At 36.9% G+C, this 26,447-nt stretch carries 24 protein-coding genes; 12 read left to right on the forward strand and 12 right to left on the reverse strand.

Going from position 1 to position 26,447, the window contains the following annotated elements; translation table 11 throughout:
* Positions 1-124: 124 nt before the first annotated feature.
* Positions 125-316 (reverse strand): hypothetical protein, encoded by a 192-nt coding sequence (locus PF272_RS06650; protein WP_271142148.1) that lies wholly within the window; start codon positions 314-316, stop codon positions 125-127.
* 136 nt (positions 317-452) lie between these two features.
* Here PF272_RS06650 and PF272_RS06655 point away from each other — a divergent pair, with 136 nt between their 5' ends.
* Complete coding sequence (locus PF272_RS06655; protein ID WP_065235381.1) at positions 453-812, forward strand: helix-turn-helix domain-containing protein; 360 nt, start codon at positions 453-455, stop codon at positions 810-812.
* Between the two features lie 17 nt (positions 813-829).
* Here the strand turns inward: PF272_RS06655 and PF272_RS06660 are convergent, their stop codons facing one another.
* On the reverse strand, positions 830-2,611 hold the full coding sequence (locus PF272_RS06660; protein ID WP_271142149.1) for a DUF3413 domain-containing protein: 1,782 nt from the start codon (positions 2,609-2,611) through the stop codon (positions 830-832).
* 13 nt (positions 2,612-2,624) lie between these two features.
* Entirely contained in the window at positions 2,625-2,855 is a 231-nt protein-coding gene (locus PF272_RS06665) for a YejL family protein (protein WP_065237213.1), read from the reverse strand.
* Positions 2,856-2,984: 129 nt separating this feature from the next.
* Here PF272_RS06665 and yejK point away from each other — a divergent pair, with 129 nt between their 5' ends.
* Both yejK and bamE read left to right on the forward strand, forming a co-directional pair.
* A complete protein-coding gene (gene yejK / locus PF272_RS06670) occupies positions 2,985-3,998 on the forward strand; it encodes a nucleoid-associated protein YejK (protein WP_065237212.1) in 1,014 nt (337 codons plus the stop codon).
* Positions 3,999-4,065: 67 nt separating this feature from the next.
* Complete coding sequence (gene bamE, locus PF272_RS06675; protein WP_065235377.1) at positions 4,066-4,479, forward strand: outer membrane protein assembly factor BamE; 414 nt, start codon at positions 4,066-4,068, stop codon at positions 4,477-4,479.
* Between the two features lie 49 nt (positions 4,480-4,528).
* Here the strand turns inward: bamE and rpmE are convergent, their stop codons facing one another.
* Positions 4,529-4,741, reverse strand: a complete 213-nt coding sequence (rpmE, locus tag PF272_RS06680; RefSeq protein ID WP_065235376.1) for a 50S ribosomal protein L31 — start codon at positions 4,739-4,741, stop codon at positions 4,529-4,531.
* A gap of 234 nt (positions 4,742-4,975) precedes the next feature.
* Here rpmE and priA point away from each other — a divergent pair, with 234 nt between their 5' ends.
* Both priA and ftsN read left to right on the forward strand, forming a co-directional pair.
* Entirely contained in the window at positions 4,976-7,180 is a 2,205-nt protein-coding gene (gene priA, locus PF272_RS06685) for a primosomal protein N' (RefSeq protein WP_271142150.1), read from the forward strand.
* A gap of 84 nt (positions 7,181-7,264) precedes the next feature.
* On the forward strand, positions 7,265-8,062 hold the full coding sequence (ftsN, locus tag PF272_RS06690; protein ID WP_271142151.1) for a cell division protein FtsN: 798 nt from the start codon (positions 7,265-7,267) through the stop codon (positions 8,060-8,062).
* 89 nt (positions 8,063-8,151) lie between these two features.
* Here ftsN and icd read toward each other — a convergent pair whose 3' ends face one another.
* Positions 8,152-9,402, reverse strand: a complete 1,251-nt coding sequence (icd, locus tag PF272_RS06695; protein ID WP_271142152.1) for an NADP-dependent isocitrate dehydrogenase — start codon at positions 9,400-9,402, stop codon at positions 8,152-8,154.
* A gap of 188 nt (positions 9,403-9,590) precedes the next feature.
* On the opposite strand from icd, the gene PF272_RS06700 reads away from it, so the two are divergent.
* Together PF272_RS06700 and PF272_RS06705 are read left to right on the forward strand one after the other, a co-directional pair.
* A complete protein-coding gene (locus PF272_RS06700) occupies positions 9,591-10,259 on the forward strand; it encodes an rRNA large subunit pseudouridine synthase E (protein ID WP_271142153.1) in 669 nt (222 codons plus the stop codon).
* Between the two features lie 13 nt (positions 10,260-10,272).
* Positions 10,273-10,731 (forward strand): NUDIX hydrolase, encoded by a 459-nt coding sequence (locus PF272_RS06705; protein ID WP_271142154.1) that lies wholly within the window; start codon positions 10,273-10,275, stop codon positions 10,729-10,731.
* A gap of 64 nt (positions 10,732-10,795) precedes the next feature.
* Here the strand turns inward: PF272_RS06705 and cysK are convergent, their stop codons facing one another.
* From cysK to PF272_RS06725, 4 genes are all read right to left on the reverse strand, one after another.
* On the reverse strand, positions 10,796-11,746 hold the full coding sequence (gene cysK, locus PF272_RS06710) for a cysteine synthase A (RefSeq protein ID WP_065235324.1): 951 nt from the start codon (positions 11,744-11,746) through the stop codon (positions 10,796-10,798).
* A 188-nt stretch (positions 11,747-11,934) separates the two neighbouring features.
* Positions 11,935-13,899, reverse strand: a complete 1,965-nt coding sequence (gene acs / locus PF272_RS06715) for an acetate--CoA ligase (RefSeq protein ID WP_271142155.1) — start codon at positions 13,897-13,899, stop codon at positions 11,935-11,937.
* A 586-nt stretch (positions 13,900-14,485) separates the two neighbouring features.
* Positions 14,486-15,229 (reverse strand): sulfate transporter CysZ, encoded by a 744-nt coding sequence (cysZ, locus tag PF272_RS06720; RefSeq protein ID WP_271142156.1) that lies wholly within the window; start codon positions 15,227-15,229, stop codon positions 14,486-14,488.
* Between the two features lie 13 nt (positions 15,230-15,242).
* On the reverse strand, positions 15,243-16,088 hold the full coding sequence (locus PF272_RS06725; protein WP_065235321.1) for a patatin-like phospholipase family protein: 846 nt from the start codon (positions 16,086-16,088) through the stop codon (positions 15,243-15,245).
* A 158-nt stretch (positions 16,089-16,246) separates the two neighbouring features.
* Between PF272_RS06725 and zipA the strand changes: the two genes are divergently transcribed.
* A complete protein-coding gene (gene zipA / locus PF272_RS06730) occupies positions 16,247-17,308 on the forward strand; it encodes a cell division protein ZipA (protein WP_271142157.1) in 1,062 nt (353 codons plus the stop codon).
* Positions 17,309-17,375: 67 nt separating this feature from the next.
* Here zipA and arcA read toward each other — a convergent pair whose 3' ends face one another.
* The 3 genes from arcA to tyrS form a co-directional block, all read right to left on the reverse strand.
* Positions 17,376-18,089, reverse strand: a complete 714-nt coding sequence (gene arcA, locus PF272_RS06735; RefSeq protein WP_065234511.1) for a two-component system response regulator ArcA — start codon at positions 18,087-18,089, stop codon at positions 17,376-17,378.
* Between the two features lie 206 nt (positions 18,090-18,295).
* Entirely contained in the window at positions 18,296-19,885 is a 1,590-nt protein-coding gene (gene prfC, locus PF272_RS06740) for a peptide chain release factor 3 (RefSeq protein ID WP_065234510.1), read from the reverse strand.
* A 206-nt stretch (positions 19,886-20,091) separates the two neighbouring features.
* Positions 20,092-21,279 carry a tyrosine--tRNA ligase gene (gene tyrS, locus PF272_RS06745; RefSeq protein WP_271142158.1) on the reverse strand — a complete coding sequence of 396 codons (1,188 nt, stop codon included), beginning with the start codon at positions 21,277-21,279 and terminating at the stop codon, positions 20,092-20,094.
* Between the two features lie 484 nt (positions 21,280-21,763).
* On the opposite strand from tyrS, the gene pntA reads away from it, so the two are divergent.
* From pntA to PF272_RS06765, 4 genes are all read left to right on the forward strand, one after another.
* The gene (pntA, locus tag PF272_RS06750; RefSeq protein ID WP_271142159.1) at positions 21,764-23,296 is read left to right on the forward strand and encodes a Re/Si-specific NAD(P)(+) transhydrogenase subunit alpha; all 1,533 of its coding nucleotides are present in this window, start codon (positions 21,764-21,766) and stop codon (positions 23,294-23,296) included.
* Positions 23,297-23,306: 10 nt separating this feature from the next.
* Positions 23,307-24,680 carry a Re/Si-specific NAD(P)(+) transhydrogenase subunit beta gene (pntB, locus tag PF272_RS06755; RefSeq protein ID WP_065234507.1) on the forward strand — a complete coding sequence of 458 codons (1,374 nt, stop codon included), beginning with the start codon at positions 23,307-23,309 and terminating at the stop codon, positions 24,678-24,680.
* A 152-nt stretch (positions 24,681-24,832) separates the two neighbouring features.
* The gene (gene dapD, locus PF272_RS06760) at positions 24,833-25,660 is read left to right on the forward strand and encodes a 2,3,4,5-tetrahydropyridine-2,6-dicarboxylate N-succinyltransferase (RefSeq protein WP_065234506.1); all 828 of its coding nucleotides are present in this window, start codon (positions 24,833-24,835) and stop codon (positions 25,658-25,660) included.
* 129 nt (positions 25,661-25,789) lie between these two features.
* Positions 25,790-26,416, forward strand: a complete 627-nt coding sequence (locus tag PF272_RS06765; RefSeq protein WP_271142160.1) for a hypothetical protein — start codon at positions 25,790-25,792, stop codon at positions 26,414-26,416.
* Positions 26,417-26,447 lie beyond the last annotated feature (31 nt).

Below are 26,447 nucleotides of genomic sequence, written 5' to 3' on the forward strand. Positions count from 1 at the left end.
AAGGAACGTAAGATAAAGTTTATTCAGGATTATTTGATGAGTAAAAATGACTTTTAGCCTCCAAAATGTCCATTAGGAGGCTGTTTTATGATTGTAGCCTCCATTTTGTCCATTACTCCATATTTTAGTATGTAGATCCAAAAGCTTTTCCTGTTGCTTCAGATACTTTTCTATTTGCTTCCATTTTTGCTCTTGATACAGCAGTATCTTTTGCTGATTGCCCAATACCTTGTAGTTCAGTTTTTAATTCTGCACATCCAACTAGTACTGTTGATGCAATTACCATTATAGCAACAAGTAATTTGTTTAGTTTCATATAAGCTCCTATTTGAAAATAAAAAAATAATATTGTTTAAGATACGATACATAATTTATTTTCTTAAACCAATATGGTTTATATTTAAACTATATTGGTTTACAAGAGTTTTTTCTAATAGGTGATAATTCTTTATATGAAAATACCTAGTGAAAAAGAAAAATTTAGTGAGAGATTAAAGATTGCTATTTCAGTAAAGTATCCTAACTTATTGAAGAATAGTGAAATAGCGATAAAATTTAATCTTCTCCATCCGAATGAACCTATCACACAGCAAGCAGTTTATAAATGGTTAAACGGCTTAGCTATCCCCGCTCCTGATAAAATTCAAACATTATCAAAATGGTTAAATGTTAAACCAGAATGGTTAAGATATGGTATTAGAGAGGGAGATAAAGTTGATATTTTTGATGAAACATTAATAAGTTTAATTTCAACCTTATCAGAAAATCAAAAAAGGGCTATATTGCAACTTATTTTATCTTTCCGAGATTGATTAAAGAATAAGTATCACTAATGCTCAATAAATGCACGTATCTCGCTAAATCCAGCTAAGAATAATCCTAGTGGTGGGCGGGTAGAGTTTTGTTGTTGATACTCTGCATTAAATTTTTTGTAGTTACCGTGCTTATCAATTTGGTACTGTACGCCATCTTTGTCAATAATGACTATCCAACGAGAATTAGCACTTAATGTCCATTTGTCTTGGTAAGATTCGTCAGAAAAGAGATTATTACCAAGCGCAAAATCGTTAATTGGGTTTTCTGCTTTAAATAGCTGTTTTAGCAAAGTTGGCGCAATATCTAAATTACTAGTTAGATGTGAAGATTGTTGTATTTGTTGTGCCTGCCAGTGCACAAGTAATGGCACATGAATTTTATCAGGAGAAAAATCAGCTTCATTATCATCTTCACTAAAACCATTATCCGCAGTAACAATAATAATGGTATTTTCATACTGTTGATGTTGTTTTAGAGTATCTAGTAACTGTGCGAATGCTTGATCCACTTGTAAGAGGTTTTGCGAATATTGATAGATAGAAATAGCGGAATCACTCTGTTTTTGCTTGTTTGTTGCTGGGGTAAGTTGCGTAAGAGAAACATCAATAAAACTAAACCAAGGTTGAGCTAATGAGGAATCTTGCTTTGCATACCAGTCTTGCCATTGTTTAAATGTCGTAACATTATTTGGGTTATATTGTCTTTCTTTTTTCTCAAATAAAATAGAAAAGAGCGGTTGAGCTTCTTTTTGTGTTAGTTGAGCTTGTACTTGATAATCTAATTGTCGTAAATGTTGTAATAAAACAGGTTGCGTTTTACTAAAGAGAATACTATCAAGATAGTTACCTGGTAAGCCATAAAATAACCCAACTAACCCTTCTTGCGATTGATTGCTGCTACTGTAATTTTGTTGAAAATTTAGGGATTGCTGTGCGAATTGAGATAACGCAGGTGTTGTTGTTTCTGAAATCGCATTAGTACGTAAGCCAGAAATATTAATCAACAGAATATTAGGTTTATTTTCAATTTGAGCATAAGTCATTGCTCGTTTTGGATAATCTAAATAACGTGCATCGGCACGCCCCGTAGTCGTTAAGGTTTGTTGATAACTTTCCGCATCAAGTAGACCATTTTTTTCTAAGAATTTTCTTGCAGTCATTGGGTATGAAAGCGGGAGATTAGAACGTTGTGCGGTAATTGGACGATAAAACGTTGCATCTGCCCAAGCATAAATTAAATGCATGGCAATAAATGCTAACAGGAAACTATAAGAAACAGGGCGAATCCATTTTTGACGGGCTAGACTACGAAATTTTTGCCATGACCAGCGGGAAAATAACATCTGTAATAATAAGATAATTGGCATAGGCGCAAAGAATAATTGCCAATCTCGCGCAAGCTCACCATTTTCTGGATTAATCACTAAATCCCAGACCATTGAAGTGAGATGAATATAAAACCGTTTATAAATTTCACTGTCCACCAATAAAATAGTGGTGCACAGCGTCGCGATAATCACAGTGATACCGCGAAATGTTCGATGGTTTTTAATTAAGAAACTTAAAGGAAAAATAATTAGCAGATAAATAGCAAAGACAATAAAGCTAAAATGACCAATGATGCTAATAAAAAAGTAGATTTTACCTAATAAGGTATCCGGCCAATCAGATAAAAAGGCATAACGAGAGCCAATAATAAATGAAATAATAATGTTAAAAAAAGCAAACCAATGCCCCCACGAAATTTTACGTGAGAGTTCTTCTCGATCTTGTTGGGTGTAATGCAGTTTTAACATTATTGAATGCCAATCAATGTTTTTTATGGGCTATTTCTAATGAATTTAATAAAGCTTGAGAAAATGCTTTAGCTAAAGGTAAACGTTGAGATTCTTTCACACTACTGAGTAATAAATTACTTACCATATCACCTAAAACAATTAGCGATAAATCAATGGGTGCTTGATGTTTTTCTAAGGTACTAATCATTTCATTCATTAAAGCTTCAATTTCTTTATTGGAATATTTAGAATGTGCCGCCATACAAAAATTTTTTATCAAACAAATGTGGCGGTTATCATAACAGATTTTTTGGCAAAATCGGCTAAAAATAATTGGGAAAATCTCCTATAATGGCGAATATTTTAGCAAAGGCAGTATATAGATATTATTATGAGTATAAACGTTGAACAGATCATTCTGCATCAGTTACAAAGAAAATTAACACAAGATGCAGAAACAATGGAACTCGAAACCAAGTTACGTGGTCAAACCCTCCCAGCAAATGAATTAGTACAACAACTAATGTTGGAATTACATCAGCATTATCAAGGTAAGAATAAAACATATGCTGTGTTTAATGCTGATTCCAAATTTGCACAAATGCTGAATCGATACTTAGAAAAAGAGTGGGATTTTCTTACCTTTAGTCAGCAAGCAACCCAGCTTCTTGCACAAGAGATTAGCAAATATAGTTTTGCAACAGGCGGAACATTTATTGTCAGTCAATATAATTTTTTAGCGACAGATTATCTGTTGTTAGGGTTAATTGATAGCCGTACTAGCTTGTTGGTTGATGAACAATTAGATGTTCATGGTACTCAATATTTGGATTTAAGTAAGTGCGATATTATTGCTCGCATTAATTTAACTGAGTTAAATGTTGATGCACAATCTAACCGCTACCTTACCTTTCTAAAAGGGCGTATTGGACGCAAGGTGGGCGATTTCTTTATGGATTTTTTAGGTGCAGAAGAAGGGTTAAATCCAAAAGTCCAAAATCAGATTTTGGTTCAAGCGGTACAAGATTATTGCCATCAGACAGAAGTTGAGCCAGAAAAGGCAAAAGAAGTTAAACAGCAAGCGTTAGCTTATTGTAAGGCGAGAGCTGATGAAGGTGAGGAAATTGATGTTGTTGCTTTATCAGCAGAAATGGCGCCACTCAATGGACGTTCATTTGTAGAGTTTGCCCAAGCAGAAGCGTATGAACTCGAAGAGAATATTCCGCCATTGCCAGCAACGTTGAAAAAGTTAGAGAAGTTTGCAGGTTCAGGGCGTGGAGTAACGCTAACTTTTGATGCTGCTTTATTAGGCGAACGGATTGTATGGGATGAGGCACAGGATACCCTATTGATAAAAGGATTACCTGCAAACTTGCGTGACCAATTACAGCGGAATAAATATTAAATTGGCATTTCACCTAAGTTTAGGTATTATCATTTTGAGTTAACAATTATTAAGAAGGCTAACTATTATGAAATTAAGAATTGTTTTGTTGTCATCGCTTTTTGCATTCGGTATTTCTGCGTGTTCTACGCCAGTAGGTAAGTTGGTTTACCGTATTGATGTACCACAAGGAAATTATCTTGATGCGACAACAGTAGAAAAATTACAAAAAGGAATGACACAAGAACAAGTGCAGTATTTGCTTGGTACGCCATTATTAGTTGATCCATTTAATCAATCAAATTGGGTCTATGTACAAAGAATCCAAAAAGGACATGAAGATCCAGTAGAGAAAAAATTAGTAGTACATTTTAATCAACAAAAAACAGTAGAAAGTTTCGACTATTCGCCGGAGTTGGCACAAGCTGAAGTGCAAAAAGTTGAACAACCAAAATCAGAAACAGCCGAAGAAAGTAAATCTTGGTGGCAATTCTGGAAATAAATTGGAGATAACAAAAAACCTACCAAATTCGGTAGGTTTTTTCTTGTTCTTATTTTGAACTTGGAATGCTGAAACGTTTGTTGAAGCGTTCAACACGACCACCAGTATCAACAACACGTTGTTTACCAGTATAGAATGGGTGGCATTTTGCACATACGTCTAAGCTGATATCATGACCTACAGTAGAACGAGTTTTGATCACATTACCGCAAGAACAGGTTGCTGTAATTTCTTTATATTCTGGATGAATACCTTGTTTCATAATAACCTCAAATTTTCATGTGCCGCTATTGATCTCCTTTGAACCAACACCGCACATATTTTTACAAAAAAATATCGCCAAGAGGCGACAGTAAAAAGGAGACTGAATGATATAGGAGTTGCTTAAAAATTTCAATATAAAAAGCAGGAGTATTGATAAAAATTGCTTGGTGGTTAGAGGAAAAAGAGAAAATTCTCTATAATAAATCGGATGTGTGTAGATGTAAGGTCAATAATGAAGATAGTTCGAGTTGCGTTAGATATTTCGTTGAGAAATCAATTTGATTACTTATTGCCAGAGGGGGTAGAAGTATCTATTGGAGCAAGGGTATTAGTCCCTTTTGGTACGCAAAAACGTATTGCTATAGTGACAGAGTTCCCAACAAATAGTGATGTAGAACAGTTAAAAGAAATTTTAAAAGTATTAGATAAAGATCCGATTTTTGATCATAAAATCTGGCAGTTATTACTATGGGCAAGAGATTATTATCATCATCCGATTGGTGAAGTTCTTTTTTCAGCTCTTCCAGTTAAATTGCGGAAGGGAGAGACCTTAACTACAAAACGTTCTGCTTTTTATCAATTAACCTCTTTAGGGCAACAAGCTGTTACTACTGGGGAATTAACGAGAAAACCACGTCAAGCTGAGATGTTACAGTTTTTGCAACAGCAGCAATATTTAGAAAAACAAAGTGATATTTTTTCTCATGGAGTGAAAAAAAGTTTATTAGAAAGCGGTTATATTGAAGTAGTTGAAGTTGAGGAGAACACACCGGAATGGTGTGAGATACTTCAGCCTGAACAATTAGTCCAGACAAAAAATAAACTAACCTTAAATAAAGAACAAGCATTAGCTGTTAGTCAAATCAGCCTATGTGAAGGGTTTCATGTTTGGTTATTACAAGGTGTAACCGGATCAGGTAAAACGGAAGTTTATCTGCAAGTAATGGAAGAGATCCTGAAAAAAGGACAGCAAATATTAGTTTTAGTTCCAGAAATTGGTTTAACACCACAAACGATTCGACGTTTTAATTTACGTTTTAATGTACCCATAGCTGTGATGCATTCAAATATGAATGATACGGAAAGGTTGCAAGCTTGGCAGGCAGCAAAACAAAATAAAGTGGTGATTGTGATTGGCACCCGTTCTGCCATTTTTACCCAGTTTTATAATTTAGGCTTAATTGTATTAGATGAAGAGCATGATCAATCTTTTAAACAGCAAGAGGGCTGGCGTTATCATGCCCGTGATTTGGCGGTATATCGAGCAAATCAGCATAAGATCCCGATTATTTTAGGTAGTGCGACACCAAGTTTAGAAAGCCTGAATAATGTAGCTAGGAAAAAATATCATCTAATTTTATTACGATATCGAGCGAATAATCAGATTGCAAACAATCAGATGGTAGTGGATTTAAAAACACAACCTTTAGAGAATGGTCTTTCCATCACGCTATTACGGCAAATGAAAAGAGTATTAGATCAGGGTGAACAGGTATTACTGTTTCTTAATCGGCGCGGTTTTGCACCAGTTTATTTGTGCCATGATTGTGGGACGGTAGAGTTATGCAGTCATTGTGATAAACCTTATACTTATCATCAATTCCGTCATATTTTGCAGTGCCATCATTGTGGTGCTCAGAAGCCAATTCCGTTTCAGTGTTCTCATTGTGGTTCAACAAATTTATTAACAACAGGTATAGGGACGGAACAATTAGAAACCATCTTGCAACAAAAATTTCCAGATTATCAAGTGGTTCGCCTAGATCGTGATAGCACAGTAAGAAAAGGGGTGTTAGAACGCTATTTACAAGAAATTTCGCAAGGAAAACGACAAATCTTGATTGGCACTCAAATGTTAGCAAAAGGACATCATTTCCCGAATGTTGGATTGGTCGGGTTAATCAATATTGATAGTGCGTTATTTTCTGCGGACTTTCGTGCAGAAGAGCGTTTAGCGCAATTATATGTACAAGTGGCTGGTAGAACAGGACGCGGTGAAAAAGCCGGGCTGGTATTGCTACAAACGCATTATCCTGATCACCCATTGTTTAAAACTTTAATTTCTGAAGGTTATACAGAATTTAGCCGACAAGCTTTACAACAACGTTATCAATTTCAATTACCGCCCTATCATTATCAAGCAATTGTGAAAGCAACTGGTAGAGATGAAGATAAGGTTAAACAGGCATTACAACAATTAGCGGATCAACTTTATAGAATAATGCAAGAACAGCAGTTACCTTGTCAGCTTATTGGACCATTACCTGCATTAGTAGAGAAAAAAGCGGGGCGTTATCGTTGGTATCTTTTATTACAACATCAGCAACGAAGTGTTTTACATCAGTTGTTATTTGTAGTAGAAAACTTATTAGCAAGTATTAAATTCCCTACTAATATTAGGTTATCCTTAGATATTGATCCTTATGATTTCGGTTAATAGTGGTGGTTAATGGGTTAAAATTTCAGTAAAATTAGCGCCCGTTTTATTGTTTTATCAATTAAAAATAGTTAGGAAAAAGTTGTGGTTCAACGTGATTATGTTTCAAGAGGCGCACCCTCTAGAAGAAGACAACAAAAAAGCAATGGTAGAAAAAAAATATTATTAGCCTTAATTTTAGCGATTATTGCAGTGTTTGTAATTGGTTTGTTCTTTTTAAAAGAAAACTCTCCAGTAAATAAAGAGATTACAGCAACAACAGATACTTTACCGACTACGAAGAAGAGTACATTACCAAGTCGTCCTGAAGAAGTATGGAGTTATATCAAACAGTTAGAAACAAGAGAAGTTCCAGTTGATGATAATGTGTCTTCAGTAGCAAAAAATGTACAATTGACGGAAGAACAGAAAAAGATTTTATTACAACTAGAACAAGATAAATTAGCAGAACAAGCGAAACAAAAAGCAGAGGAACAAGCTCGAATTAAAGCAGAAGAACAAGAAAAATTGGCTCAAGCAAAAGCTGCTCAAACTCAAGCAACAACGACAAAAAATAGCCCTGAGAAGGTAACTAAACCAGCAACAACAGCGACAACAACAAATAAGACAATCGTTACTGAAGCAAAATCGGATAGCGAAAGTAAAAAGAGTAGTGATAAAGGTGGACGTAAGTATGGTTTACAATGTGGTGCATTTAAAAATAAAACACAGGCAGAAACCTTACAAGGTCGGTTAGTGATCAGTGGTTTTAACGCATTTACTAAGAGTTCATCAGATTGGACTCGTGTATTTATTGGACCTCTAGAAAGTTATAACGCAGCATCAAGTGCAAAATCAACGCTAAGTTCAAAAGGCGTTGATTGTGTAGTGGTCGGGATGTAAAAAGAGATAGAAAACATAATTGATAAAAATGGTTTAAAGTTCTTATATAAGTCTTTAAACCATTTTTTTATTGGGTGATATTTAAGCAATTACATATTACTAACAATATCCTCAGCAAATTCGCTGGTAGAACGTAATGTTGCACCTTCCATCATATCAGCAAAATCAGCTGTTACAGTTTTATTAGCGATAGTTTTGGATACCGCACTCACAACTAAATCAGCTGCTTCAAACCAACCTAAATGACGTAACATCATTTCGCCACTTAAAATTAATGATCCTGGATTACCGATATTTTTGCCTGCGATTTTTGGTGCCGTGCCGTGAGTCGCTTCAAAAATAGCTGAATCTGTACCGATATTTGCGCCCGGAGAAATACCGATTCCGCCAACCTGTGCGGCTAATGCGTCAGAAATATAGTCGCCATTTAAATTTAGGGTAGCAATGACATCATAATCGGTTGGGTGGAGTAAGATTTCTTGGAGGAAGGCGTCGGCGATACAGTCTTTAATGATAATTTGTTTACCTGTTTTTGGATTGGTTAATTTCATCCAAGGGCCTTGATCAATTAAGGTTGCGCCAAATTCAGTAGCTACTTGATAACCCCACTCTTTAAACGCCCCTTCGGTAAATTTCATAATGTTTCCTTTATGTACTAGGGTCAGTGAGTCACGATTATTATCAATTACATATTGTAATGCGGCACGAACTAAGCGTTGTGTACCTTGTTTAGATACTGGTTTTACCCCAATTCCGCAATCTTCGGTAAAGCGAATTTTGCTTACGCCCATTTGTTGTTGTAGAAATTGAATTACTTTTTTTGCTTCATCCGAGCCAGCGACCCATTCGATCCCAGCATAGATATCTTCGGAGTTTTCACGGAAGATTACCATATTAATTAATTCAGGATGTTTTACTGGGCTTGGTGTCCCTTCATAATAACGGATAGGACGTAAGCAGTTATAAAGATCTAAGCCTTGACGCATTGCGACATTGAGTGAACGAATTCCTCCGCCCACGGGAGTCATTAATGGGCCTTTAATGGCAACGTGATATTGACGAATTGCTGCAATGGTTTCGTCTGGTAACCAGGTATTTTCACCATAAACTTGATTTGCTTTGCCACCTGCGTAAATTTCCATCCAGTGGATTTTACGTTTACCTGCGTAAGCTTTAGCGACTGCGGCATCAATCACTTTCTGCATCGCTGGCGTGACATCAACTCCGATACCATCACCTTCAATAAATGGAATAATTGGCTGATCAGGCACAATTAATTGTCCATTTGCATTAAGTTGGATAGCTTCACCGTGAGTTGGTTTTTTAATCTGAGTTTGCATGAGTTGTCCTTCAATAAGAAAATAATAAAATAAAGGAAAAAAGAATTTGATTGAGTACTGATTTTTCTAAGAAATTTATCATTAACAAAGTAAGTGATAATCAGCAATCAAAGTAGTTTTAGTATAAAATAAATACCTATTCAGAACAGGTATCTACATCACATTTTTAACATTCTTTTAATAATTTAATGAGAAACTTTAACCAAACAGCACGTAAGCCACGCCAACGAGTGGTTAAGCCTAAACCGTTACTAACATTTTCAGAAACCAAGGTGATTTTATTAAACAAACCTTATGATGTTTTAAGCCAGTTTAGTGATGAAACTGGGCGGAAAACGTTAAAGGATTTTGTGCCTATTGCAGAGGTGTATCCTTGTGGGCGTTTAGATCGAGATAGTGAGGGGTTACTGCTGCTAACAAATCATGGTGAAATTCAGCATCGTTTAACCACGCCGAAATTTAAATTGATGAAAACCTATTGGGCGCAAGTAGAGGGAGTGCCAAACGAAGAGGATTTAGAAAAGTTACGGATTGGGGTAGAGCTGAATGATGGTAAGACATTGCCAGCTAAAGTAAGATTGATTGATGAGCCACAACAATTATGGCAACGTGATCCACCAATTCGAGAGCGGAAAAATATTCCAACCAGTTGGTTAGAAATTTCCATTCATGAAGGGCGTAATCGACAAGTACGCAGAATGACTGCACATATTGGTTTCCCAACGCTGCGGTTGGTGCGGGTTGCGGTGGCGGGATTTCATTTATTTGATTTTCCTTGTTTAACATTAGGAAGTTATTATCAGTTAAATGATGATGAAAAGCGGGTATTGCTGGATCGTTTAAAATTGAAGATATAGGAGGGCAGGGAGGATGCTAAATCCACGTATTACTATGGCTTGTGTCGTACATTGCCAAGATAAATTTTTATTTGTTGAGGAATTTGAATATGGCAAGATGACGCTCAATCAGCCAGCAGGTCATTTAGAAGAAAATGAAACCTTGTTGGAAGGTGCAAAAAGAGAATTATTTGAAGAAACGGGGATTGTTGCGGATATGCAGGCATTATTGGGTGTTTATCAGTGGCACGCACCTCGTTCAGGAAAAGATTATTTTCGTTTTGTGTTTATTGTTGAATTAGATGAGTGTGTTGAGCCACAACCACATGATAGTGATATTAGTGGTGCATTATGGCTTACAGTAGAGGAGTTTCAACACTATATTCAACAAGAGGGAAATGCTGCACGTAATCCGTTAGTCTGGCAATCGGTGTCAGATTATTTAGCAGGAAAACGTTATCCGTTAACGGTGTTACAGAGTTTTAATTTTTAAAAAGATAACGCTTATCCCACAACAGTAAGATAAGCGTTTGATTTACACACAGGAGAAAGAGAAATTAAATCTCAATATCTGCGAATAATGCAGTACTGAGGTAGCGTTCTGCCGCAGATGGCAGAATAGCAACAATTAATTTATCTTTAAATTCTGGTAGTTTTGCAATGCGATCCGCAGCAGCAACCGCAGCACCAGAAGAGATACCAACTAATAAACCTTCTTTTTCAAGTAAGAGGCGAGCAGTCTTAATTGCAGTATCACTATCTACTTTTTCCACGCGATCAATTAATGAAAGATCGAGGTTTTTAGGAATAAAGCCTGCACCAATTCCTTGAATTTTATGTGGACCTGGTTTTAATTCTTCGCCAGCAAGGTATTGGGTAATAATTGGGGATTCTTCTGGTTCAACGGCAACAGATACGATATTTTTCTTTTGATCCAATTTGATGTATTGAGAAATACCAGTAATAGTACCGCCAGTACCCACACCAGCAACTAAAACATCAATTTTACCTTCACTATCATTCCAGATTTCAGGACCTGTGGTTTGACGGTGAATTGCTGGGTTAGCTGGGTTTTCAAATTGTTTTAGCATTACGTAACGATTCGGGTCTGAATTTAAAATTTCTTCGGCTTTGGCAATCGCCCCTTTCATTCCCTTAGCACCTTCAGTAAGGATTAAGTTTACACCAAGGCTTTTTAATAGTTTTTTACGTTCGTTACTCATGGTTTCAGGCATAGTGATTGTAATTTTATAGCCTCTTGCCGCGGCAACGTATGCTAATGCAATTCCGGTATTACCGCTGGTAGCATCAATGATTTCTTTATCTTTAGTAAGAATCCCATCTTTTTCTGCTTGCCAAACCATATTTGCACCAATACGGCATTTTACGCTAAAGCTTGGGTTTCTTCCTTCTACTTTCACCACAAGGTTACCGTTTTGGCCAAAATGTTGTAAGCGTACGAGTGGGGTATGTCCAATACTTAATGTGTTATCTGCATAAATAGTCATAATTTCTCCTAATGATGTGTTCATTAATTAATATGGGAGATAGATTACTCCCAAGCTAAAAAGATGAACAATGCTTATTCGCTATATTTTATAACTGGATGGAATTTCAGCCGTAGGAAACGCAAGAATTATGAATAAAAAAACACTCCAACAAAAAAAGAGGTTGTTGGAGTGTGAGTGATAATCGGTTATAAGATTTGACGTTGTAATTGGCCAATAATTTGTGGATTTTCTAAGGTTGAAATATCCTGAGTGATCATTTCATCTTTAGCAATCGAACGTAATAAACGGCGCATAATTTTACCAGAACGGGTTTTTGGTAAATTGTCAGCAAAGCGAATATCTTCTGGACGGGCAATCTTACCAATTTCTTGTGCCACCCATTGTTTAAGTTCTTCTGCTACCTGTTTGGCTTCATTGTCATCTGGAATGGCTCGATTTAATACCACAAAGGCAACAATAGCCTCACCTTTGATTTCATCCGGTTTACCAACCACAGCAGCTTCTGCAACTTTTTCATTTGCGACAAGTGCTGATTCAATTTCCATTGTCCCTAAACGGTGACCAGAAACGTTAAGAACATCATCGGTACGACCGAGAATCCAGAAATAACCATCTTCATCGCGGTGAGCCGAGTCCCCGGCAACATAATATTTTCCGCCTAACTCTTCTGGGAAATAGGTTTTTTGATAACGTTTATCGTCATTCCAGATTGTACGTAGCATAGATGGGAATGGACGTTTGATGACTAAAATCCCACCACTGCAATCGGTAATTTTTTGTCCAGTTTCATCAACAACATCTGCCATAATACCAGGTTGTGGTAGGGTACAAGATCCCGGTTTTAATGCGGTAATCCCTGGTAGCGGAGATAACATAATCGAACCTGTTTCAGTTTGCCACCAAGTATCAACAATCGGACATCGGCCTTGACCAATCACATCATAGAGCCACATCCATGCCGAAGGGTTAATTGGTTCACCGACACTGCCGAGTAAACGTAATGAGGAGAGATCATATTTTTGTGGAATATGATCACCAAAACGTGTTAAGGAGCGGACTAATGTTGGGGAAGTATAAAAGACATTGACTTTGTGGCGTTGAATGATCCGCCAAATACGTCCAGCATCTGGATAACTTGGTACGCCTTCATAAATAACTTGGGTCGCACCATTGGCTAATGGTCCATAACAGACATAAGAGTGACCTGTAATCCAACCCACATCTGCACTACACCAATAGACATCATCAGGTTTATTATCAAAGATATTACGGAAAGTATTGAGTGCACCTAATAAATAACCAGCGGTACTATGTACAATTCCTTTCGGTTTGCCAGTAGAGCCTGAAGTGTAGAGGATAAAGAGCGGATCTTCTGCATCCATCCATTCTGGTTCACAGAAGGCAGGCTGATTTTTTGATAGTTCGTGCCACCAAAGATCACGTCCTACTTTCCAAGGTGTATCAATATTTAACCGATAGTAAACGATCACTTTTTCAATGGTTTCACACCCCATTTCTAACGCACTATCTACGGTTTCTTTCAATGGGATGATTTTACCGCCACGTAAACCACCATTAGCGGTGATAACCATTTTCGCTTCGGCATCTTCAATCCGATCCCGCAATGCACTGGCAGAGAAGCCACCAAATACCACAGAATGAATTGCACCAATTCTGGCACACGCTTGCATTGCAATCACTGCTTCTACAATCATTGGCATATAGATAACAATGCGATCGCCTTTTTTGACACCTTGTTCACGTAAGGCATTAGCAAAACGGCAGACACGATTATGTAATTGTTGATAGGTAAAGGTATTTACTTGTCCAAAATCGGATTCAAAAATGAGCGCGACTTTATCAGATTTATCAGGTAAATGGCGATCTAGACAGTTATAAGAAGCGTTTAATTTTCCATCAATAAACCATTTGTAGAAAGGAGCATTACTGCCATCAAAAATTGTCATAAATGGTTTTTTCCAGCTAATTAACTCTCTCGCTAGATCAGCCCAATAGTTTAAATAATCTTGATCAGCAAAATCCCAAAGTTGTTGATATTGTTCATTATTACCGATATTGGCTTGTTGGCGGAATTGATCGCTAGGTGGGAAAATACGGTTTTCTTTTAAGATTGAATCTAATTGCTGCATAAGCACCTTCTCCTTAGTGAGTGGTAAGAGCGATGCACTGCTTAACGAATCGCCTAAAGTATTAACAACTTACATAAAAGTTAATAAATAAGCAATTTTTTTGTTAATTAAATGTTGTAACACAGATCACAAAATGAATATTTTTTTATGAAAAAATAAATGAAAAAATTGCAGATGAAATAATTTATATTTAAAGGAATTTGGCTTAGATGATGGATAGAACTAAATTTTATTACTGATATCGATAAATGTTTAATCGGTACCCTCTCACACTTGCCCGAATGGAAATAAGATTTTTAGGCAAGAAAAGTGATCATTTTTCGAACATAGTGAGAAAAATCTCTGTTTTTTGCCGCCCGGAAAATCTTATTGCAATGAGGAGTAGCAAGTGTGCGAGGGCGTGTTTATTCGCTTCGCTCACCCTTCGGGCTGTTGCTTTCAGCAACATTCAACGCTTTGCGTTGTCTTTTGCCTCCTTTTCTTTATACGCATAAAGAAAAGGAGGTCGCCCTTTAGGGCGAAACCTATACAATAATTAGAAAAATATTAGTAATGATGCTGAAGAAATTTCGGCATCAAAATAACTTTATGAATTGTTATGAGAGTATTTCTCAACCCACATTGCTGTTGCACCACAAACAGCAACTGGCATCACAATAAAGTTAAGCAATGGAATAAAGGTACAACTTGCTACTAATGCCCCGAAAGTGAGGTTTAATAAGCGGCGTTGTGCAAGCTGTTTCTGCATAATAGGGAAACTAATTTTGTGATTGTCGAAAGGGTAATCACAATATTGGATCGCTTGTAGCCATGCGGTAAATAAGAATAACATTACTGGAATTAAGGTTTGTCCTAACACAGGAATGAAACCAAGTAAGAAGAGAATTACCATTCTAGGTAGGCTATACCAGAGTTTTTGCCATTCACGTTTAAACATTCTTGGTAGATCTTTGACAAAATCAAAAATGCCACCTGAATCGGCAGTTTTGCCACTGAGTAGTAATTCTACTTTTTCTGCAAGCAGCCCATTGAATGGTGCAGCAATAAATCCAGCTAACGTCATAAAAATAAAATAATAGACGAGTAAGATCATCACAACCGCTAACGAGGTTAATAGATAGTGCAACCAACTTAACCAATCGGGAACAAAAGAAATGATCCAGTCGGTAAGGTCACCAATTTGCTGCATTAATAACCAGAATACAAAACTAAGTAGCACGATATTTAAAAGAATTGGCATCACTACAAAACGTTTTAAGCCTTTTTTGCTAATTAAATGCCAACCAAGAACAAAATAGTGCCAGCCTTGTTTAATATCAGTGTAACTCACTGTTTTCTCCTTTTTAGATTGATGATAAATATTGCTTTAATTCAGGTAAAATCTGTTTTGCATCAGCAATACCTAAATCGTACATCGCTTGAATTTTTTGTCGATCTTTCTCAATACGTTTAATCGGTAGTGTTTGCGACGGACGGATTACAAAAATTTCTTGACGCTTATCTGCTTCGATAATTTGTTCCACTTTACGATTATAATCTAAATAGCGGTGACTCAATTTTTCGACTAATTTTGGATATCGCCAATAGAATGCCTTAAAAAGACAAGGATGAACGGGTTTCTTACGATATTCTAATGGACGCGTTAAGATCACGATAATTTTGTCGTAACCTAGTTGGCGGCATTTTTCGAGAGGAATACTATCAGCAATCCCGCCATCAAGATAACGTTTACCGTTTACTTCAACTATTTTAGACACAAATGGCATGGCAGATGTCGCACGTAGCACTTCCATTTCAGCAAATAGATGTTTTAATTTGAAGTATTCTGCCTCTCCCGTATCAACATTGGTCAATGTGGCATAAAAATCAACGCCGGAATTAATAAAGGTTTGTTCATCAAAAGGATCAATATTGATAGGAAGATCGTAAAAAGCAAACTCTTTATTCACGATATTGCCGGTAGTAAATAGGCTATGCAAACTGATATAACGTTTATCATTGAGATAGTTTAAGTTATAACGTAATACACGCCCTTTCTGTTTTGATGGGTAATTGACGCCAAATAAGACACCTGCGGATACGCCGACAATACCATCGACTTTAATATTTTCTTCAAGAAAGATATCTAACACGCCTGCGGTGTAAAGACCACGCATGGCACCGCCTTCTAACACTAATCCAACTTTCATATTTTTCTCTCTAGATCAAAGCCAAAAGATCTTATCTTTTACTTTCCTAAATGTCTATGTAGGTTTTTCGAAAACAATCCAGAAAAAATATGGTAAGCTATTAGCCGTTTACGCTAAAATATTCAACATGATAGCTATAAAAAAATGGGTGAATGACAATGGATTTACAACAAATATTAATTCTGCTTGGCGTACTTGCATTAGGTATCTTAATTGGGCATGGATTTTGGTCGAGTCGTCGTGAAAAAGCACAATTTGAAAAGTCAGCACAGCAATTTGAACGTCAACAAATTCGTTCTCCTCATCAACAAAATCACCATTTTGAAACCCAAGCACAAGGATACCCACCGCAACAACAAGGTATGTATCAGCAACAAACTCCAGAGTATCCACCGCAAGCATCAGCAGAACACTATACTCAACAAGCACAATATGGTTATTCACAAAATAATATGGCGAGAGAAATGCCACAGCAGCATCGTATTGAACCAGAAGAACCTTATCAAACCCATTTACCATTAGAAGAAGATATTTCTACAACAGTGGAACGACGTGTAGAAAATATCAAAATTACATTGCCAAATTCGCCAACAGCTACGGTAGCAACTCATACTGTTGAACCTGCTGTTACTCAGACAGCAACGCCGTCAGTGGAAGCTAATCAAGCGGCAGTAACATCAGAAGTAGAGATGCGAGCACAAGCTCAACAACCAACCATAGAACGCTATGTAGAGTCTGAACCAGAATCTAAAGTGGAAGTGAAACAAGCTGGCGTGGAATCTGCCGCTGTGGAAACAGTGGAGCAAAGCCAGAAGAAACCTGAATTTATTATGTTGTATGTTGTTGCTCCTGAAAATCGTCAATTCTATGGAACACATATTAATCAAGTATTAGAAGAGTTAGGCTTCTTATTTGGTGAATATAATATTTACCATCGTCATTTAGATGTCACTATTGCAAGTAGTCCGATTATTTTCAGTGTTGCGAATATGGTTCAACCAGGTACATTTGATCCAAATAATTTTGATAATTTTGCAACGATTGGATTAACGCTATTTATGCGTTTACCATCACCAGGTAATGATATTGCTAACTTTAGAATGTTATGTCGTGCGGCAGAAACATTAGCTGAAAAGCTTAATGGTTTTGTGTTAAATGATAAACGTGAAATTTTTACTGATGACAATCGTAATGCGTATTTACAGCTATTGAGATCATAAGTTGAGAGATTAAGCAGAAGAAAAAATAGCACCATTGAGGTGCTATTTTTTTATGGATTTGAGTTGATTAAATAGATTCTAAATCACCACAGAAACGATAACCTTCACCATGAATGGTTGCAATAATTTCCGGTGTATCAGGATGATCTTCAAAGTGTTTACGAATACGGCGAATAGTGACATCAACGGTACGATCATTTGGTTTTAAATCTCTACCAGTCATTTTCTTTAATAAATCGTCACGAGTTTGGATTTTTCCTGGATTTTCGCAGAAATGTAGCATTGCACGGAATTCGCTGCGTGGTAATTTTTGTGCCACACCTTCAGGGTTAATTAATGTACGACTATTGATATCTAACGTCCAACCATTGAATTGGTATTTTTCAATATGTTTATGATTATTTGAATTTTTGTCCATCATAGTACGTTGTAATAAATTACGAGTACGGATGGTTAATTCACGTGGGTTAAACGGTTTAGTAATATAGTCATCTGCACCGATCTCTAATCCTAGAATACGGTCAACTTCATTATCACGACCAGTCAAGAACATTAATGCGATATTGTTTTGCTCACGTAACTCACGAGCAAGTAATAATCCATTTTTACCTGGAAGATTAATGTCCATAATCACGAGATTGATTTTTTGGGCGGCAAGTTGTTGGTGCATTTGTGCGCCATCAACGGCTTCAAATACACGATAACCTTCTGCTTCAAAAATATCTTTAAGCGTATTACGCGTAACTGCTTCGTCTTCGACAATCAGAATTTTAGGCGTCATTGCACTTATCCTTATATAAAAATTTAACAAATTTGTGATGAATTCATGAAAAAACTGCCGTGTATTGTAGCGAGCGGAAAACATAAGAACAATAACAAATGTTAAATTTGTTACATTATTGGTAAATTTTATGATCTAAGTCAGAAGTTGAGAGAGTAATTATTTCATGGCGTTTTATTTGAAAAACGCCATGAAAAATAGGAGAGTTAGTGCTCTCTGGTTTTAAAGAAGACAACGTCTGGATAACGTTCTTGAGTAAGGTTTAAATTGACCATAGTTGGTGCGATATAAGTAAGATTATCGCCACCATCAAGGGCAAGATTTTGTTCATTTTTACGCTTAAATTCCTCGAATTTTTTCGCATCAGCACATTCCACCCAACGAGCTGTTGCAACATTAACGGTTTCGTAAATTGCTTCTACGTTATATTCTGTTTTTAAGCGAGATACCACTACATCAAATTGTAGAATACCGACGGCACCCACAATCAGATCATTGTTTGCTAATGGTCGGAATACTTGTACTGCACCCTCTTCAGAAAGCTGTACTAAACCTTTCAGTAATTGTTTTTGTTTAAGTGGATCTTTAAGACGGATACGGCGGAATAGTTCAGGTGCAAAGTTTGGAATCCCAGTAAATTTAAGATCTTCACCTTGAGTAAAGGTATCCCCAATTTGGATAGTGCCATGGTTATGTAATCCAATGATATCACCAGCAAAGCTCTCTTCAACATGACTGCGATCACCCGCCATAAAGGTTAAGGCATCAGAAATAATAACGTCTTTTCCGATACGGATATGACGTAGTTTCATTCCTTTTTCATATTTTCCTGAAACGATTCGCATAAAAGCAACACGGTCACGGTGTTTTGGATCCATATTTGCTTGAATTTTAAATACAAATCCAGAGAAATTTTCTTCAGTTGCTGCGACTGGGCGAACATCAGTTTGACGAGGTTGTGGTGCGGGTGCCCATTCAGTAAGCCCATCTAACATATGATCAACACCAAAGTTACCTAATGCAGTACCAAAGAATACTGGGGTTAATTCACCTTTAAGAAAAGCATCAAGATCAAATTCATTACTTGCACCTTGAATGAGTTCTAGTTCATCACGAAGTTGTTGTGCCAAATCATCACCAACAGCTTGATCTAATTCTGGATTATTCAAACCTTTAATGATGCGAACTTCTTGGATAGTGTGGCCTTGCCCTGTTTGATACAAATAGGTTTCGTCTTTATAAAGGTGATATACGCCTTTAAAGAGTTTTCCACAACCAATTGGCCAAGTAATTGGAGCACAATGAATATTTAATACATTTTCTACTTCATCAAGTAACTCCATCGGATCACGAATATCACGGTCGAGTTTATTCATAAAAGTGAGAATCGGAGTATCACGTAAGCGAGTAACTTCCATTAATTTGATGGTACGTTCCTCAACCCCTTTTGCCGCATCAATCACCATTAAACAGCTATCCACTGCGGTTAATGTACGATAAGTATCTTCTGAGAAGTCTTCGTGTCCCGGAGTATCTAATAAATTGACTAAACAATCGTTATAAGGGAATTGCATTACAGAGGTAGTAATCGAAATTCCACGTTGTTTTTCCATTTCCATCCAGTCAGATTTTGCGTGTTGATTAGAACCGCGCCCTTTCACCGTACCAGCTGTTTTGATTGCTTGTCCGTAAAGTAAAACTTTTTCAGTAATCGTTGTTTTCCCGGCATCCGGGTGAGAAATAATCGCAAATGTTCTGCGTTTATTGACTTCTTCTAAGAATGCTTGCGTTGTCATAAAATAACTTTGTGATTGAATTGTGTGGTTAAATAAATAAGAGCCTTATACAAGACTCTTTCTATAATGAACTCAAATAGGTGAGTATTTTACGCTATTTACTCGCTAATTTGAAATAACAGATATTATCGTTATGCTGTATTTACGGCTGAACAAAAGTAGATATCATTTCAAACAGCGAGTAGTTTTCTTAATAGAGTAAAAAATTATTTTATTGTCACTTTGGCAAATTTACGTTTACCTACTTGATAAACTGCGGTAGAGGCAGAAATAACGAGTTTGCTATCTTCTACTTTTTCACCATCAATTTTTACGCCACCTTGTTTAATCATACGCAATGCTTCTGATGTTGAGGCAACTAAATCTGCTTCTTTTAATAGGTTAGCGATAGGCATTTCACCTGTGAAAGTGAATTCAGGCATTTCATCTGGCATCGCACCTTTTTGGAAACGTTCAATAAAAGTTTGTTCCGCTGCATCTGCTGCTGATTTATCGTGGAAACGTTCAATTAATTCTTTAGCTAATAAAATTTTAACATCACGTGGATTACGGCCATTAGCGACATCTTGTTTTAATTGTGCGATTTCATCTAGGGAACGGAAAGAAAGTAGATCATACCAACGCCACATTAGTTCATCAGAAATTGACATCACTTTTCCGAACATATCGTCAGGAGATTCAGAGATACCAATATAATTGCCTAATGATTTTGACATTTTTTTCTCACCATCAAGACCTTCTAATAATGGTAATGTCATTGCTACTTGTGGTTTTTGTCCACGTGCTTTTTGTAATTCTCGACCAACTAACAGGTTAAATTTTTGGTCTGTTCCCCCTAACTCAACATCGGCTTCTAACGCAACAGAGTCGTATCCTTGTAGTAAAGGATAAATAAATTCATGAATAGCAATAGATTGATGGTTAGCAAAGCGTTTTTTGAAGTCATCGCGTTCTAACATACGTGCAACAGTATATTGAGAAGCTAAACGAATCATTCCCTCAGTACCAAGCTCACCTAACCAAGAAGAGTTGAAGACCACGTGGGTTTTTTCTGGATCTAAAATTTTATAGATTTGTTGTTTATAGGTTTCTGCATTACGTAAAACATCTTCTCGGGTTAATGGTGGGCGAGTGCTATTTTTACCTGATGGATCGCCAACCATACCGGTGAAATCACCAATCAAGAAATAAACTTCATGGCCAAGTTGTTGGAATTGGCGTAATTTATTTAATACAACAGTGTGACCAAGATGAATATCTGGTGCAGTTGGATCGGCACCAAGTTTAATTTTTAGTGGACGTTTTTCTTTAAGTTTTTCAATAAGATCTTCTTCGGAAAGAATTTCATCTACGCCTCGTTTTAACTCGGCGAGTACTTGATTTATATCACTCATAATTAGTTCCTACATTAGTCAAATACAAAACTCATCCATTATAAGGATTATTCATTAAATGGAAAGCTAATCGCAGGAAATTGCTGGATTTGAGATAAAAAAAAGCCTCTTTTGTGGGGGAAGAGGCTAAAGTGTTGGAGTGATTATCAAAATGTTATGCGCTAAATATAAATAAAAACAATTCTCAATTAAATAGAAATTACAATTATTTACATAGGGACGTTGTATTGCATGAAAAAAGGATTTTACACATTTTGCTACTCGTAATTTAGTTTTGTAATAGAATCTCTTAACTAAGTTTTTACAACCATTTAACAGATTAATTTTATTTGAATTTTCAGCAAAAAAGATCTTCTTTTTAATAAATTTAATGGTAGAGTTAATCTGATTAAGCTCATTATTTATTAATAGAGAGCTTATCTATTTTATATGGCGGGATAACAGTTTATCTCAATGAACAACGAGCTGATTTTAAGGAATAATTATGCTAATTGGTGTACCTAGAGAAATGCTCGATAAGGAATGTCGTGTGGCGGCAACGCCAAAAACCGTGCAACAAATTAAGAAACTCGGTTTTGATGTCATTATTGAGCAAAATGCTGGCTTTCGAGCAAGTTTTGAAGATCATGCTTTTGCGGAAGCGGGAGCAAAGATTGGGCAAGCTGATCAAGTATGGCAAGCAGATGTCATTTTAAAAGTAAATCCACCAACGGATGAAGAAATTAATCAGATTAAAGAAGGTGCAACGCTAATTAGCTTCATTTGGCCAGCACAAAACCCAGAACTGATGCAAAAACTTTCGGCTAAGAAAATTAATGTATTGGCAATGGATGCGGTACCAAGAATTTCTCGTGCACAATCATTAGATGCGTTAAGTTCAATGGCAAATATTGCTGGTTATCGTGCCGTTGTTGAAGCTGCACATGAATTTGGCAGCTTTTTTACTGGACAAATTACTGCTGCGGGTAAAGTGCCACCTGCAAAAGTGTTAGTTATTGGTGCTGGGGTTGCTGGGTTAGCAGCAATTGGTGCAGCGAATAGCTTAGGGGCAATTGTTAGAGCGTTTGACTCTCGTCCAGAAGTAAAAGAACAAGTTGAAAGTATGGGGGCGTCTTTCTTAGAGATTAATTATCAAGAGGAAGGTGGTAGCGGAGATGGTTATGCAAAAGTGATGTCAGAAGAGTTTAACCGTCGCGCTTTAGCACTTTATGCTGAGCAAGCAAAAGAAGTCGATATCATTATCACAACAGCATTAATTCCGGGTAAACCAGCACCGCGTTTAATTACTAAAGAGATGGTTGCTTCAATGAAGCCGGGTAGCGTCATTGTTGATTTGGCTGCTGCAACAGGTGGTAACTGTGAATTATCTAAAGCTGATGAAGTTGTGATTACAGATAATCAAGTCAAAATTATTGGTTATACTGATCTACCAAGTCGTTTACCAACACAATCTTCACAATTGTATGGTACTAACTTAGTGAATTTACTTAAATTATTGTGTAAAGAAAAAGATGGTACGATCAATATTGATTTTGAGGATGTTGTACAACGTGGCGTTACCGTAATTCGTGATGGCGAAGTTACTTGGCCAGCCCCACCTATTAAGGTTTCAGCACAACCTCAAAAACCAAAAGCAGCAGTAAAAGAAGAACAAAAAGAAGAAGTTAAAGCAAATCCTGTCCGTAAATATGGATTAATTGCTACAGCGATTGTTCTTTATATGTGTATAGCGTCTGTTGCTCCAGCAGCATTCTTATCTCACTTTACGGTATTCGTTCTCTCTTGCGTAGTTGGTTATTACGTAGTTTGGAACGTTAGTCATGCGCTACATACGCCTTTAATGGCGGTAACTAATGCGATCTCAGGGATTATTATTGTAGGTGCATTATTACAAATAGGACATGGTCACTTTATTGTGAGTGTTCTAGCATTTATCGCTATTTTAGTCGCAAGTATTAACATCTTTGGGGGCTTCAAAGTGACTCAACGGATGTTAGCGATGTTCAAAAAAGGTTAAGGAGTAGATCATGTCTGAAAGTTTTGTTCATGCCGCCTATATTATTGCTGCGGTGTTATTCATCATGAGTTTAGCAGGCTTATCTAAACATGAAACTGCTAAAGCGGGTTGTTGGTACGGTATTGTGGGTATGGCAATCGCTCTCTTTACTACCGTATTTGGTCCGCATACTCATGGACAAATTTGGATCATCATTGCAATGGTGATTGGTGCAATTTTAGGTATTCGTAAAGCGCTCAAAGTAGAAATGACAGAGATGCCAGAATTAGTGGCATTACTACATAGCTTTGTTGGTTTAGCTGCGGTGTTAGTTGGCTTCAATAGTTATCTTTCACATGAAGTCACTGATCCAACCTTAGCCAACATTCATAATGTAGAAGTCTTTTTAGGCGTATTTATCGGTGCGGTGACCTTTACAGGTTCTATTGTGGCATTTGGTAAATTACGTGGCATTATCAACTCAAAAGCGTTGATGCTACCACACCGTCATAAATTGAATTTATTGGCATTAGTTGTATCGTTTGTATTAATGCTAGTTTTCTTAGGTTCACCAGCATTGTTCCCATTAGTATTGATGACAATTATTGCGTTAGTATTTGGCTGGCATTTAGTGGCATCTATTGGGGGTGCAGATATGCCAGTTGTAGTTTCTATGTTGAACTCTTATTCTGGATGGGCAGCTGCCGCAGCAGGTTTCATGTTAAGTAATGACCTATTAATTGTTACTGGTGCTTTGGTAGGTTCTTCTGGTGCAATTCTTTCTTATATTATGTGTCGTGCGATGAATCGTTCTTTTATTAGCGTAATTGCTGGTGGTTTTGGTAACGATGTCGTGGCGAAGAGCGATGAAGAACAAGGTGAATACCGTGAAGTTAAAGCAGAAGAAGTGGCTGAAATGTTGAAAAATGCAAGCTCTGTAATCATTACTCCAGGATATGGTATGGCAGTAGCTCAAGCACAATATCCCGTTGCGGATATCACTCAAAAATTACGTGAGAAAGGTGTTCAAGTGCGTTTTGGTATTCACCCAGTGGCGGGGCGTTTACCAGGCCATATGAATGTATTATTAGCGGAAGCGAAAGTACCTTATGACATTGTATTAGAAATGGATGAAATTAATGATGATTTCGCCGATACAGATGTGGTACTCGTTATCGGAGCAAATGATACAGTGAACCCAGCGGCGCAGGATGATCCAAGCAGCCCAATCGCTGGTATGCCAGTATTAGAAGTGTGGAAAGCACAAAATGTTGTTGTGTTTAAACGCTCAATGAATACAGGATATGCTGGTGTACAAAATCCGCTCTTCTTTAAAGAAAATACCCAAATGTTATTTGGTGATGCAAAAGAGAGTGTTGATAATATCTTAAAAGCATTAAATTAGTGATCCAGGGCTGCAATAGCAGTCCTTTTTTTATTGAGAAAATCTAAAGAATTGCACGATAAAACGGCGTTTATTTCGTGCTCTGACTTTTTCTTATTGGCAAAATATGATAAAACTATGGTTCTTTTTGAGTGTTTAATTTAGGGAAGACCATGTCAAACTTACAACAAATTATTGAAGATGCATTTGAAAGACGTGCAGAAATTACACCAACAACAGTTGATGCTGAAACCAAAGCAGCAATTGAACAAGTTATTCTTGATCTTGATAGCGGTAAGCGCCGAGTTGCAGAGAAAGTAAATGGTGAATGGATCGTAAATCAATGGTTGAAAAAAGCGGTATTACTTTCTTTCCGTATTAATGATAACCAGGTTATGGAAAGTTGCGAAACCAAATATTATGACAAAGTACCAATGAAATTTGCGAATTATGATGAAGCACGTTTTAAACAAGAAGGTTTCCGTGTTGTTCCTCCAGCAGCAGTACGCCAAGGTGCATTTATTGCAAAAAATACAGTATTGATGCCATCTTATGTGAATATTGGTGCCTATGTTGATGAAGGTACAATGGTAGATACTTGGGCAACAGTTGGCTCTTGTGCGCAAATTGGTAAGAATGTGCACCTTTCTGGTGGCGTAGGTATTGGTGGGGTGTTAGAACCATTACAAGCAAATCCAACCATTATTGAAGATAACTGTTTTATCGGTGCTCGTTCAGAAATTGTTGAAGGTGTTATTGTTGAAGAAGGTTCAGTCATTTCTATGGGCGTATTTATTGGTCAAAGTACCAAAATTTATGATCGTGAAACAGGTGAAATTCACTATGGTCGTGTACCAGCAGGATCTGTTGTTGTTTCTGGTAGTTTACCAAGTAAAGACGGATCTCATAGTTTATACTGTGCTGTTATCGTGAAAAAAGTTGATGCCAAAACTCGTGGAAAAGTTGGGATCAACGAGTTATTAAGAACGATTGATGAATAGTTATTATTGATCTATCGTCTTAATGAAAGGCCTATTTCTCAGAAAAGAAATAGGATTGTTTTTAAATATTATATTGAACGCTAATAAACTAAATTAGTTGTTTAGGATATAAAAATAAGGAGAGTCACAATGAAAAAGACATTATTAGCTACTTTAGTTTTAACTGCATCGTTGGTAGTGACGGGATGTTTCGATAAAGAAACTAAAGAAACAGTAACCAATGCTGCAACAGAAGTAAAGGATACTGCAGCAGCGAAAGTTGACGCTGCAAAAGAAGCAACAGCTGAAAAAGTAGAACAAGCAAAACAAGCGGCTGCTGAAATGAAAGATGCGGCAGCAGAGAAAGTTGACGCTGCAAAAGAAGCAACAACTGAAAAAGTAGAACAAGCAAAACAAGCGGCTGCCGAAGTGAAAGATGCAGCAGCAGAAAAAGTTGAAATGGCAAAAGAAGCGACAGCTGAAAAAGTAGAACAAGCAAAACAAGCGGCTGCCGAAGTGAAAGATGCAGCAGCAGAAAAAGTTGAGGCAGCAAAAGAAGCAACAGCTGAAAAAGTAGAACAAGCAAAACAAGCGGCTACTGAAATGAAAGATGCTGCAGCAGAGAAAATTGACGCTGCAAAAGAAGCGACAGCTGAAAAAGTAGAACAAGCAAAAGAGGCTGCTACTGAAGCAAAAGATGCAGCAGCAAGTAAAGTAGAAGAAGCATCAAAAGCAGTATCTGAAAAAGCAGAAGAGTTAAAAAGCGAAACTAAATAATTGGTTTCAATAATACTGCAATAGATTTAAT

It is taken from the genome of Gallibacterium faecale (assembly GCF_027920745.1).
Taxonomy (GTDB): domain Bacteria; phylum Pseudomonadota; class Gammaproteobacteria; order Enterobacterales; family Pasteurellaceae; genus Gallibacterium; species Gallibacterium faecale.

Bases quoted from the DNA above. Each gene is read 5' to 3' on its own strand.
- PF272_RS06650 (WP_271142148.1), bottom strand. From the start codon at position 316: ATGAAACTAAACAAATTACTTGTTGCTATAATGGTAATTGCATCAACA.
- PF272_RS06655 (WP_065235381.1), top strand. From the start codon at position 453: ATGAAAATACCTAGTGAAAAAGAAAAATTTAGTGAGAGATTAAAGATT.
- PF272_RS06660 (WP_271142149.1), bottom strand. From the start codon at position 2,611: ATGTTAAAACTGCATTACACCCAACAAGATCGAGAAGAACTCTCACGT.
- PF272_RS06665 (WP_065237213.1), bottom strand. From the start codon at position 2,855: ATGGCGGCACATTCTAAATATTCCAATAAAGAAATTGAAGCTTTAATG.
- yejK (WP_065237212.1), top strand. From the start codon at position 2,985: ATGAGTATAAACGTTGAACAGATCATTCTGCATCAGTTACAAAGAAAA.
- bamE (WP_065235377.1), top strand. From the start codon at position 4,066: ATGAAATTAAGAATTGTTTTGTTGTCATCGCTTTTTGCATTCGGTATT.
- rpmE (WP_065235376.1), bottom strand. From the start codon at position 4,741: ATGAAACAAGGTATTCATCCAGAATATAAAGAAATTACAGCAACCTGT.
- priA (WP_271142150.1), top strand. From the start codon at position 4,976: ATGAAGATAGTTCGAGTTGCGTTAGATATTTCGTTGAGAAATCAATTT.
- icd (WP_271142152.1), bottom strand. From the start codon at position 9,402: ATGCAAACTCAGATTAAAAAACCAACTCACGGTGAAGCTATCCAACTT.
- PF272_RS06700 (WP_271142153.1), top strand. From the start codon at position 9,591: ATGAGAAACTTTAACCAAACAGCACGTAAGCCACGCCAACGAGTGGTT.
- PF272_RS06705 (WP_271142154.1), top strand. From the start codon at position 10,273: ATGCTAAATCCACGTATTACTATGGCTTGTGTCGTACATTGCCAAGAT.
- cysK (WP_065235324.1), bottom strand. From the start codon at position 11,746: ATGACTATTTATGCAGATAACACATTAAGTATTGGACATACCCCACTC.
- acs (WP_271142155.1), bottom strand. From the start codon at position 13,899: ATGCAGCAATTAGATTCAATCTTAAAAGAAAACCGTATTTTCCCACCT.
- PF272_RS06725 (WP_065235321.1), bottom strand. From the start codon at position 16,088: ATGAAAGTTGGATTAGTGTTAGAAGGCGGTGCCATGCGTGGTCTTTAC.
- zipA (WP_271142157.1), top strand. From the start codon at position 16,247: ATGGATTTACAACAAATATTAATTCTGCTTGGCGTACTTGCATTAGGT.
- arcA (WP_065234511.1), bottom strand. From the start codon at position 18,089: ATGACGCCTAAAATTCTGATTGTCGAAGACGAAGCAGTTACGCGTAAT.
- prfC (WP_065234510.1), bottom strand. From the start codon at position 19,885: ATGACAACGCAAGCATTCTTAGAAGAAGTCAATAAACGCAGAACATTT.
- tyrS (WP_271142158.1), bottom strand. From the start codon at position 21,279: ATGAGTGATATAAATCAAGTACTCGCCGAGTTAAAACGAGGCGTAGAT.
- pntA (WP_271142159.1), top strand. From the start codon at position 21,764: ATGCTAATTGGTGTACCTAGAGAAATGCTCGATAAGGAATGTCGTGTG.
- pntB (WP_065234507.1), top strand. From the start codon at position 23,307: ATGTCTGAAAGTTTTGTTCATGCCGCCTATATTATTGCTGCGGTGTTA.
- dapD (WP_065234506.1), top strand. From the start codon at position 24,833: ATGTCAAACTTACAACAAATTATTGAAGATGCATTTGAAAGACGTGCA.
- PF272_RS06765 (WP_271142160.1), top strand. From the start codon at position 25,790: ATGAAAAAGACATTATTAGCTACTTTAGTTTTAACTGCATCGTTGGTA.